The organism is Isoptericola sp. NPDC060257 (assembly GCF_042726645.1).
GTDB classification, from domain to species: Bacteria; Actinomycetota; Actinomycetes; order Actinomycetales; family Cellulomonadaceae; genus Isoptericola; species Isoptericola nanjingensis.
Genome location: NZ_JBHXAW010000154.1, coordinates 1 through 10,512, shown reverse-complemented (window position 1 = coordinate 10,512; position 10,512 = coordinate 1). Strand labels below are relative to the sequence as shown.

The following is a 10,512-nucleotide window of genomic DNA, read 5'->3' as shown; positions in this document are numbered from 1 at the left end:
GCGCCGCATCCTCGTCGTGCCGGAGCTGCCCAAGACCAGGTCCGGCAAGATCATGCGCCGCCTGCTGCGCGACGTCGCCGAGAACCGCACCGTGGGCGACGCGACCACGCTCGCCGACTCCTCGGTGATGGACCTCATCTCCGCGGGTCTCGCCAAGCCGTCGGCGGCCGACGAGGACTGACAGCGGTACGACGGGCCGAGCCTGTCCGGGTCCTCACGGCCCCGGCAGGCTCGGCTTAACCGTTTCAGCCTTCGGAACGGTGGGGTCGCCTCGACCACTGTGGGACCGCACGCGCAGCGCGTGCCGAGTCGCACGAGAGACGAGGACGTCCGCCATGTCGCACTCTCCCCACCCGCCCGCTCCCCCCGGCGCGACGGCGCGCCCGGCGGCGCGGCACGTCGTCCCCGCGGCGGTCGCCGCGGCGGCCCTCGCCGCCGGCGCCGCGGCCGCCTTCGTCGCCACGGCGCCCGGCGCGCACGCCGACACCCCGCCCGGCATCCACGTCGCCGACGGCCGGGTCGTCGAGGCCGACGGCACCGACCTCGTGCTCCGCGGCGTCAACCACGCGCACACCTGGTACACCCAGCAGACGGACTCGTTCGCGGACATCAAGGCCGCGGGCGCGAACAGCGTGCGCGTCGTGCTGTCCAGCGGCGACCAGTGGACCCGCAACACCCCCGAGGACGTCAGAGGCGTCGTCGACCTCTGCGAGGAGAACCAGCTGGTCTGCATCCTCGAGGTGCACGACACCACCGGGTACGGCGACACGTCCGCGCCCGCCGCCGCCACCCTCGACCAGGCCGTCGACTACTGGGAGGACCTCTACCCGACGCTCGCCGGCACCGAGGACTACGTCATGGTGAACATCGGCAACGAGCCGATGGGCAACGACGACGCCACCAACGAGACCTGGGGCAGTGCGACCTCCGACGCCATCGTGCGGCTGCGCGACATCGGCTACGAGCACGCGATCGTCGTCGACGCGCCGAACTGGGGGCAGGACTGGAAGAACTACATGCGGCCCGCGGCCGCCGACGTGTTCGCGTCCGACCCCGACGCCAACACGGTCTTCTCCATCCACATGTACAGCGTGTACAACCAGCACCAGACGGTGACGGACTACCTCGAGTTCTTCGTCGACGCGGGGCTGCCCATCGTCGTCGGCGAGTTCGGCTGGCAGCAGACCTCCGCCGACGTCGACGAGGACTGGGTGCTGTCGGAGGCGGAGCGCCTCGACCTGGGCTGGCTCGCCTGGTCGTGGAGCGGCAACACCGACCCCTATCTCGACCTGGTCCTCGGCTTCGACGCCGCGAACCCCAGTGCGTGGGGCACACGGATCATCGACGGCGCCGACGGCCTGCGCGAGACCGCCGTCGAGGCGTCGTGGTTCGGCGGCGGCACCGAGCCGACCGACCCGCCCACCGACCCGCCCACCGACCCGCCCACGGACGGCGCGTGCACCGCGACGGTGCGAGTCGTGGCGTCGTGGTCCGGCGGCTGGCAGGGCGAGGTGACCGTGACGGCCGGCGACGCCGCCGTCGACGGCTGGGACGTCGCGTTCGCGCTGCCCGCGGGCGTCACGGTCGCCCAGGTCTGGGGCGGCGAGGCGACCTCGGACGCCGACGGCGTCCACGTGACCCCCGCCGCCTGGAACCGCACCCTCGCCGCGGGAGCCACGGCGACCGCCGGGTTCATCGGGACGGGGAGCGCGCCGTCAGCCGCCCCGACCGCGACCTGCACGGCGAGCTGACCCCGACCGCCGAACATGCAGTCGCGCGCGTCCTGACGGTGCAGAACGTGCGCAGCTGCATGTTCGGCGCTGCCGGTCCTCGGTGAGAATGGGGTCGTGCCCACCTCACCCGCCCTGTCCTTCGACCCCCTCGACGAGGCCGCGCAGGACGCCGTGCGCGCCCTCGCCGCGGCGGCGTCCGCCCACGACGGCGTCGCCCCCCTGTCGGAGCAGCCGCTGCTGCGCCTGGGCGCGGACGCCGACTGGCTGACGCACGTCGTCGCGCGCGACGGCGAGGGCGCCGTCGTCGGCTACCTCCAGGTGGACCGGGGCGGCGACGACGCGAGCGCCGAGCTCGTGGTGCACCCCGACCACCGGCGCCGGGGCGTCGGTGGCGTCCTGCTGCGCACCGCCGAGCGCGACGCGCGGCTGCCGATGTTCTCGGGCGCCCCGGGCCAGCGCGGCAAGCCGCTGCGGGTGTGGGCGCACGGCGACCTGCCCGCGGCGCGGGCGTTCGCCGCGGCGCACGGCTACGAGGCCGCGCGCGAGCTGCTCGTGCTCGCCCGCCCCCTCGGGCCCGACGACGCGGCGCGCGACGTGCCGGACCTGCCCGGCCTCTCCCTGCGGACGTTCCGCCCCGGCGCCGACGACGAGGCGTGGGTGCGGCTCAACGCGCGCGCGTTCGCGGACCACCCGGAGCAGGGCCGCCTCACGGTCGACGACCTGAACGACCGGCAGCGCGAGCCCTGGTTCGACGCCGAGGGCTTCTTCCTCGTCGTGCCCGGCGACGACGCCGCCGGCCCGGGGAGCGAGCCGCTCGGCTTCCTGTGGACCAAGGTCGAGAACGACCAGCCGCACGGTTCCCGGGACGGAGAGAGCCGCTCCGGAGAGATCTATGCGGTCGGCGTCTCCCCCGACGCGCAGGGCCGCGGGCTGGGCCGCGCGCTCACCGCCGTCGGGCTGCGCCACCTGGCGCGCGTGGGCTGCGACCGCGCGGTGCTCTACGTGGACGGGGACAACGCGCCCGCGCTGGCCACGTACGCGAGCGCCGGCTTCGAGCGCGCCGCCGTGGACGTCCAGTACGCGCGGCCCGCGGACGCGTAGCGACGGCATGGCGGACTTCGTCACCCGCCGTTCACCTATCGGTGCCACGATGGGGGGCATGACAGCGTCGCGCCCCCGAACGTCCCGGTCCCGCGACGGACGCGGCGCCTCCGCCGCGCCGGACTCCGCCGTCGCGGCCGCCGAGGTGACGGACAGCCGCCCGCGCTCCACGGCCGTCGCGACGTCCCGCCCCCTGGACCCGCAGCTCGCGGCCCACATCGCCGAGCACATCGCCGAGGAGCCGGCGCCCGGCGACGGCGTCGCCGCCGCGGTCGAGCTCGAGCCCCTGCCCGACGACCGGTTCGCGGAGCGGGAGCTGAGCTGGCTCGCGTTCAACGAACGGGTGCTGGAGCTGGCCGAGGACCCGTCGCTGCCGCTGCTGGAGCGCACCCGCTTCCTCGCGATCTTCGCGTCCAACCTGGACGAGTTCTTCATGGTGCGGGTGGCGGGCCTGAAGCGCCGCATCGCCACGGGCATCGCCGTCACCGCGGCGTCCGGCATGAGCCCGCGGCAGGTGCTGGAGACGATCGGCGAGGGCGCGCACCGCCTCATGACGCGGCACGCGGAGGTGTTCCGCTCCGACGTGCAGCCGGCGCTCGACGCCGAGGGCATCACGATCGTGCACTGGGACCAGCTCGAGGTCCGCGAGCAGGAGCGCCTGCACAAGTTCTTCCGCAAGCAGATCTTCCCCGTGCTCACGCCGCTCGCGGTGGACCCGGCGCACCCGTTCCCGTACATCTCGGGGCTGTCGCTCAACCTGGCGGTCGTCGTCGCGAACCCGCTGACGGGCAAGGAGCACTTCGCCCGCGTCAAGGTGCCGCCGCTGCTGCCGCGGTTCATCGCCGTCGACGACCGCGGCCGCCCGTCGGCCCCCACGCCCACGCAGGGCGGCGGCACGCAGACGTCGTTCGTGCCGTTGGAGGAGGTCATCGCCCAGCACCTCGACCACCTCTTCCCGGGCATGGAGGTGCGCGAGAGCCACACGTTCCGCGTCACGCGCAACGAGGACGTGGAGGTCGAGGAGGACGACGCCGAGAACCTCCTGCAGGCGATGGAGAAGGAGCTGCTGCGCCGCCGGTTCGGCCCGCCCGTGCGGCTCGAGCTGGCGCACGGCATCTCGCCGCGCATCCGCGAGCTGCTGGTGCGCGAGCTCGACGTGGCCGAGGAGGAGGTGTACGAGCTGCCCGCGCCGCTCGACCTCACCGGCCTCAACGTCATCGCCGACATCGAGCGCGCGTCGCTGCACTACCCGCCCTTCGTCCCGACGACGCACCGCCAGCTCGCCGAGGTGGAGTCCGCCACGGCGCGCGACGTCTTCGCCGCGATCCGCGAGCGGGACATCCTGCTCCACCACCCCTACGACTCGTTCTCCACGTCGGTGCAGACGTTCCTCGAGCAGGCGGCCGCCGACCCGGCGGTCCTCGCGATCAAGCAGACGCTGTACCGCACGTCCGGCGACTCCCCGATCGTGGACGCCCTGATCGACGCCGCCGAGGCGGGCAAGCAGGTGCTCGCGCTCGTCGAGATCAAGGCGCGGTTCGACGAGCAGGCCAACATCTCCTGGGCACGCAAGCTCGAGGAGGCGGGCGTGCACGTCGTGTACGGGATCGTCGGCCTCAAGACGCACGCCAAGCTGTCCCTCGTGGTGCGCCAGGAGGCGGACGGGCTGCGCCGGTACTGCCACGTCGGCACCGGCAACTACCACCCGAAGACGGCCCGCATGTACACCGACCACGGCCTGCTCACGTGCGACCGCGACGTCGGCCAGGACCTCACGCGCCTGTTCAACCAGCTCTCCGGGTACGCCCCGCAGTCGCGCTTCCACCGGCTCCTGGTCGCGCCCCGCGCCGTGCGGGCCGGCCTCATCGAGCGCATCGAACGGGAGGCCGACGCCGCCCGCGCCGGGCACGACGCGTGGGTGCGTATCAAGGTGAACAGCGCCGTCGACGAGGCCACGATCGACGCCCTGTACCGAGCCTCGCAGGCCGGGGTGAAGGTCGACCTCGTGGTCCGCGGCATCTGCGCGCTGCGGCCGGGCGTGCCGGGGCTGAGCGAGAACGTGCGGGTGCGCTCCATCCTCGGCCGGTTCCTGGAGCACTCCCGGATCTACGCGTTCGCCAACGCGGCCGGACCGGCCATCGGCGAGGGGCCGGAGTCCGGCCCGGAGGTCTACATCGGCTCGGCCGACCTCATGCACCGCAACCTCGACCGTCGCGTCGAGGCGCTGGTCCGGATCGCCGACGAGGGCCAGGTCGCGGAGCTCCTGGAGCTCATGGACGCGTCCATGTCGGACGAGACCTCCACGTGGCACCTCCAGCCGGACGACACCTGGGTGCGACAGGCCGTCGGTCCGGACGGCGCCCCCCTCGCGGACCTGCAGGCGCAGCTCGTCGCCCGCCACCGCCGTCGGCCCGAGCGGGCTCGATGAGGGCGCGGTGAGGGCGGCTCGGGTGCGCCGGGCGGCGGGCACCACGGCGTCGCCGCTCGTGGACAGGCTGGGGGCGACGTCGGTGGAGCACGCCCCGGTGATCGAGTCGGCGGGCGGGCTCGTGTGGCGCGAGCGGGACGGACGGCTTCAGGTGCAGCTCGTGCACCGGCCGCGCTACGACGACTGGTCCTGGCCGAAGGGCAAGCTCGAGCCGGGCGAGTCGCTGAACACGGCCGCCGCGCGCGAGGTGGCGGAGGAGACGGGCAAGCCCGTGGTGCTGGGCGTCCCCCTGCCGGGGCTGCAGTACCTGACCCCCGAGGGCCGCGTGAAGCGGGTGCACTACTGGGCGGCCCGCCGCGCCTCGCGGTCCGGCGACGCCGCGGCGCTGGCCGCACGGTTCCCCGTGCAACCGCCGTCGACGGACGAGGTCGACAAGAAGGCGTGGCTCGACGTCGACGCCGCCGCCGCGCGCCTGACGCGCCGCGCCGACCGCGGACCGCTCGAGGCGCTCGTGGAGGCGCACGGCCAGGGCCGGCTCGCCACGCACGCCGTCGTCATCGTCCGGCACGGCAAGGCCGTCACCCGGGCGGCATGGCACGGCGCCGAGCACGACCGGCCGCTGACGCCGGTGGGGCACGCCCAGGGCGCGGCGCTCGTGCCGGTCCTCGCGGCCTACGGAGTGACGTCCGTGGTCTCCAGCCGCTGGGAGCGCTGCGCGGCGACGATCGAGCCGTACGTGCAGGCGGCGCGCGCCCGCCCGGAGCTCAGCGACCAGCTGGGCGAGGCCGAGCACGAGCGGTCGCCGTCCCGCGTCGCCGCGACGGTGCTCGACCTGCTCGAGTCGGGACGGTCGTCGGTGCTGTGCACGCACCGCCCCGTGCTGCCGACCGTGCTGGACGTGCTGGGCCGGCACTCCCGCCGCGCCGTGGCGAACGTCCTGCCCTCGCGCGACCCGTTCCTCGAGCCCGGCGACATGCTCGTCGCCCACGTCGCGCCCACCGCCAAGGGCCCGCGCGTCGTCGCCGTCGAGAAGGTCACGCCCCGGGTCTACTGACCGTCGCGGCCGTCAGGTGAGCCAGGGGTGCAGGATCCAGGTGGTGATGGCGGCCACGAGCGCCGCGGCGGGGATCGTCAGCACCCACGCGGCGCCGATGTTCTTGGCGACGCCCCAGCGCACGGCGGAGAGCCGGCGCGTCGCGCCGACGCCCATGATCGCCGAGGTGATGGTGTGCGTCGTCGAGACGGGCGCGTGCAGGATGAACGCGTTGGCGTAGAGCACCAGCGCCGACACCGACTCGGCGACGAAGCCGCGTGCCGGGTCGAGCTCGATGATCCGCCGGCCGAGCGTGCGCATGATCCGCCAGCCGCCGGAGGCCGTGCCGAGCGAGATGGCGCCGGCCGCGGCGAGCTTGACCCACAGCGGGATGCCGGCGTCGGGGTCCGCCCAGCCGACCGTGAGCAGTGCCATGAAGATCACGCCCATGGTCTTCTGCGCGTCCTGCAGGCCGTGGCCGAGCGCCATCGCGGCGGCCGACGCGGTCTGCGCCAGGCGGAACCGGCGGGTGACCCGCGACGGGGAGGCGTTCCGGAAGATCCACAGCACCGCGACCATGACGAAGTACGCGCCGATGAAGCCGATGAGCGGCGAGAACACCATCGGCAGCACGACCTTGTCGATGATGGCCTGGCCGTAGATCGGCAGCCCGGCCGCGAGCCCCGCACCGACGAGGCCGCCGATGAGGGAGTGCGTCGACGACGACGGCAGGCCGAACCACCAGGTGATGAGGTTCCACACGATGGCGCCCACCAGGGCGCACAGCACCACGACGAGGGCGGTGTGGTTCGACGCGTCCTGCAGGTCGACGATCGACGTCGCGATGGTCTCGGCGACCTCGGTGCCCAGCAGGGCCCCGACGAAGTTCATGACTGCGGCCATGAGCAGCGCGACGCGGGGCGTCAGCGCACGGGTCGAGACCGATGTGGCGATCGCGTTGGCCGCGTCGTGGAAGCCGTTGGTGTAGTCGAAGCCGAGCGCGAGCGCGACGACGAGGACGACCAGCGCCGCCTCCACGGTCAGGACTCCTTGAGCGCGATGGTCTCGACCATGTTCGCGACCCGCTCGAAGGCGTCGGCGCCCTCCTCGAGCATGTCGACGATCTCCTTGAGCTTGATGAGCAGCACCGGGTCGGTGGTGTCGTCGAAGAGCTGCGCGATCAGCTCTCGGTGCAGCTTGTCGCCCTGGTTCTCGAGGCGATTGATCTCGACCCAGTAGTCGGACAGCTGGTCCATGGACCGCAGCCGCGGCATGGCCTCGGCGGTCAGCTCGGCACAGCGCTGCAGCACCTGCACCTGCTCGGAGACCCGCAGCGGGAGCTCGTCGACCTTGTACAGGACGATGAGGTCGCCGGCCTCCTCCATCGCGTCCATGCAGTCGTCGAGCGCGGACGCCAGGCCGTAGATGTCGTCCCGGTCGAACGGGGTGACGAACGTCTGGTTCAGGCGTCGCATGATCGAGTGGGCGGCGTCGTCGGCCACGTGCTCGGCCTCGTTGAGCCTGCGGACGATCCCTTCCCGCTCCTGCCGGGACGCCCCGAGCAGCTCCGCCAGGAGCGAGGCCCCCGTGACGTTGTGCTGCGCGAGCGTCGCCAGCATGTCGAAATAGGTCGTGTCGCGCGGTGTCAGGCGCAGGCGCACGTGTGGCTCCCGGATCGAGGACGCTGAGACTCTCACAGACTAGAGGTGGCCATCCTGGCGCGACCAGTTGAACGCGCGCTGAACGATCCGCCTCGCGGCTGCGGGAAAACTCGGGTGAGGTGCGACGCCGGACCGGGAGCGCCTCTCGGCGCGTGGCCGCTCGTAGCGGCTGAAGATGGAGCCCGGGGCTACCGCGGCCCGACGTCGCCCGAACATCGTAAGCCCGGGCGTCGGCGTGCTCCGAACACGCAGGTCAGCGCCACCGTTCACGCCCGGGACGCCTCAGTCGAGCATGCCCGCCCGCCAGCCCGCGGCGGCGCGCTCCAGCTCCTCGGCGGTGCGCACGAGGTCGGCGGCCCCGCGGGTCATCCGCGTGGCCCCGTCGGGGTCCGCGACCTCGCGGGCGTCGGCGTCGAACGCCGCACCGGTCGCGAGGATGCGGCAGAACGACGCGGCCCGTTCCAGCGCCACCGCCAGGTCGCCGGCGTAGACGCCGGACAGGACGTCGTCCGCGAGCGTCCGCAGGTCCTCGGGGGCGGGCGGGCGGGGCACGCCGGCCACCGCCTCGTGCACCGGGGCGGCGTCGACGCCGAGGCGGTAGCGCAGCCCCACGGTGCGGGGGTCGCGCCGCACCCACTCGCGCAGCACGTACAGCCGCCACAGCGCGCCGGGCAGCGAGGCGGGCGCGGCGTCGGACCACAGGGCGGCGACGACGTCGAGCCCCTCCCGCTCGACGAGGCGCACCAGGCGGTCCACGACCTCCGGGTCCTCCGCGGCCCGGGCCCGGTGCACGACGGCGCGCGCGGTGGTGTGCGCGACCTCGTCGCGCAGCGCGGGGTCGAGGGAGCCGGGGATCTGCTCCGCGGTCTGCGGGTCGAGCATGGCGGGTCGGCGGTGCCTGCGCGGCTCGGGTGCGTCGTTCACCCCTCCAGTCTCACCCCCGGAGGCCCGGGGTCGGGGCCGGGTCGCGCGACGGACGCGCGTCCGACCTGCTCAGCGCGCCGAGAGGCGGGCACCGACCTAGCATCGAGAGACGCAAGGGTCGGAAGAGCGGAGCGAGGACGATCATGACGAGCCCAGCACCAGGGTCTGCGGCGCACAGCGCCCACCGGAAGGCCACAGCCCTCGCCTTCGCGGCGGCGGTCGGCGGCTTCCTCTTCGGATTCGACTCGTCGGTCATCAACGGCGCGGTCGACGCGATCGAGGGCCAGTTCGACCTCAACTCCACCGTGACGGGCCTCGTCGTGGCGATCGCGCTGCTCGGCTGCGCGCTGGGCGCGTGGTCGGGCGGCAAGCTCGCCGACCGCTGGGGCCGCACCCACGTGATGGTGCTGGGCGCGGTCCTGTTCTTCGTGTCGTCGATCCTGTCGGCGATCGCGTGGAGCGCCTGGGACCTGGCGATCTGGCGGTTCATGGCGGGCGTCGGCATCGGCATCGCGTCCGTGATCGCCCCCGCGTACATCGCGGAGATCGCCCCCGCCGCGATGCGCGGGCGCCTCGGGTCGCTGCAGCAGCTCGCGATCACCGTCGGTATCTTCGCGGCCCTGCTGTCCGACCAGATCCTCGCGACGGCGGCCGGCAGCGCGGCGAACGAGCTGTGGTTCGGGTGGGAGGCGTGGCGCTGGATGTTCCTCGTCGCCGTGATCCCGGCGGCCGTCTACGGCATCCTCGCCATCCGGATGCCCGAGTCGCCGCGCTACCTGGTGACGAAGGGCCGTGAGGACGAGGCGCGGACCGTGCTCGCCTCCGTCCTGGGGCCCGACGAGCATCCCGACGACCGGATCGGCGAGATCCGCCGCTCGATCGCCGTCGACGAGGAGAACGCCGAGCTGGGCAGCCTCAAGGGCGACCGGTTCGGGCTCAAGCCCATCGTGTGGGTCGGCATCGTGATGGCGATCTTCCAGCAGTTCGTCGGCATCAACGTGATCTTCTACTACTCGACGACGCTGTGGCAGGCGGTCGGTTTCGACGAGTCGCAGGCGTTCCTCGTCTCGACGATCACGGCGGTCACCAACGTGGCTGTGACGTTCATCGCCATCGCCCTCATCGACAAGGTGGGGCGGCGGCCGCTGCTGCTCATCGGCTCTGCCGGCATGGCGGTCTCGCTGGGCCTGATGGCGGTGTGCTTCACGCAGGCCACCGGTTCGGGCGACTCGATCAGCCTCCCGGATCCGTGGAGCATCATCGCGCTGGTCAGCGCGAACGCCTTCGTGGTCTTCTTCGGCGCCACGTGGGGCCCGCTGATGTGGGTGCTGCTGGGCGAGATGTTCCCCAATCGGATCCGCGCCGCCGCCCTCGGTGTCGGCGCCGCGGCCAACTGGATCGCGAACTTCGCCATCACGCTGACGTTCCCGCCGATGCTCGACACGTTCGGCCCGGCGATCCCCTACCTCATGTACGCCGTCTTCGCGGTGCTGTCGTTCTTCTTCGTCCTCGGCAAGATCCCGGAGACGAAGGGCGTCGAGCTGGAGGACATGGCGGGCGAGGCGTACAAGCGCGCCTGACGCGCGCCCGAGACGTGCCGACGCGACGACGGCCCGCGACGCTCCCACGGGG

General features: G+C 73.2%; 9 protein-coding genes. 6 read left to right on the top strand and 3 right to left on the bottom strand.

Annotated features, from left to right (window positions below; genetic code table 11):
• The 5 genes from ACFWEK_RS13405 to ACFWEK_RS13385 form a co-directional block, all read left to right on the top strand.
• On the top strand, window positions 1–181 hold a 181-nt coding region (locus ACFWEK_RS13405), incomplete at its 5' end, for a hypothetical protein (protein ID WP_430554361.1).
• Window positions 182–335: 154 nt separating this feature from the next.
• Window positions 336–1,751 carry a cellulase family glycosylhydrolase gene (locus ACFWEK_RS13400; protein ID WP_430554360.1) on the top strand — a complete coding sequence of 472 codons (1,416 nt, stop codon included), beginning with the start codon at window positions 336–338 and terminating at the stop codon, window positions 1,749–1,751.
• 96 nt (window positions 1,752–1,847) lie between these two features.
• The gene (gene mshD / locus ACFWEK_RS13395) at window positions 1,848–2,834 is read left to right on the top strand and encodes a mycothiol synthase (protein WP_430554359.1); all 987 of its coding nucleotides are present in this window, start codon (window positions 1,848–1,850) and stop codon (window positions 2,832–2,834) included.
• Between the two features lie 49 nt (window positions 2,835–2,883).
• Window positions 2,884–5,262 carry an RNA degradosome polyphosphate kinase gene (locus ACFWEK_RS13390; protein WP_430547070.1) on the top strand — a complete coding sequence of 793 codons (2,379 nt, stop codon included), beginning with the start codon at window positions 2,884–2,886 and terminating at the stop codon, window positions 5,260–5,262.
• A gap of 58 nt (window positions 5,263–5,320) precedes the next feature.
• Complete coding sequence (locus tag ACFWEK_RS13385) at window positions 5,321–6,316, top strand: NUDIX domain-containing protein (protein WP_430554363.1); 996 nt, start codon at window positions 5,321–5,323, stop codon at window positions 6,314–6,316.
• A 12-nt stretch (window positions 6,317–6,328) separates the two neighbouring features.
• Here the strand turns inward: ACFWEK_RS13385 and ACFWEK_RS13380 are convergent, their stop codons facing one another.
• The 3 genes from ACFWEK_RS13380 to ACFWEK_RS13370 form a co-directional block, all read right to left on the bottom strand.
• Window positions 6,329–7,333 carry an anion permease gene (locus ACFWEK_RS13380; RefSeq protein WP_430554358.1) on the bottom strand — a complete coding sequence of 335 codons (1,005 nt, stop codon included), beginning with the start codon at window positions 7,331–7,333 and terminating at the stop codon, window positions 6,329–6,331.
• Between the two features lie 2 nt (window positions 7,334–7,335).
• Window positions 7,336–7,956 carry a DUF47 domain-containing protein gene (locus ACFWEK_RS13375; RefSeq protein ID WP_430554357.1) on the bottom strand — a complete coding sequence of 207 codons (621 nt, stop codon included), beginning with the start codon at window positions 7,954–7,956 and terminating at the stop codon, window positions 7,336–7,338.
• A 282-nt stretch (window positions 7,957–8,238) separates the two neighbouring features.
• The gene (locus ACFWEK_RS13370) at window positions 8,239–8,838 is read right to left on the bottom strand and encodes a hypothetical protein (RefSeq protein WP_430554362.1); all 600 of its coding nucleotides are present in this window, start codon (window positions 8,836–8,838) and stop codon (window positions 8,239–8,241) included.
• A gap of 185 nt (window positions 8,839–9,023) precedes the next feature.
• Between ACFWEK_RS13370 and ACFWEK_RS13365 the strand changes: the two genes are divergently transcribed.
• A complete protein-coding gene (locus tag ACFWEK_RS13365) occupies window positions 9,024–10,460 on the top strand; it encodes a sugar porter family MFS transporter (protein ID WP_430547073.1) in 1,437 nt (478 codons plus the stop codon).
• Window positions 10,461–10,512 lie beyond the last annotated feature (52 nt).

What these genes read in the sequence shown, in the direction of transcription:
- ACFWEK_RS13390 (WP_430547070.1), top strand. Translation starts at nt 2,884, where the DNA reads ATGGGGGGCATGACAGCGTCGCGCCCCCGAACGTCCCGGTCCCGCGAC.
- ACFWEK_RS13400 (WP_430554360.1), top strand. Translation starts at nt 336, where the DNA reads ATGTCGCACTCTCCCCACCCGCCCGCTCCCCCCGGCGCGACGGCGCGC.
- ACFWEK_RS13365 (WP_430547073.1), top strand. Translation starts at nt 9,024, where the DNA reads ATGACGAGCCCAGCACCAGGGTCTGCGGCGCACAGCGCCCACCGGAAG.
- ACFWEK_RS13370 (WP_430554362.1), bottom strand. Translation starts at nt 8,838, where the DNA reads ATGCTCGACCCGCAGACCGCGGAGCAGATCCCCGGCTCCCTCGACCCC.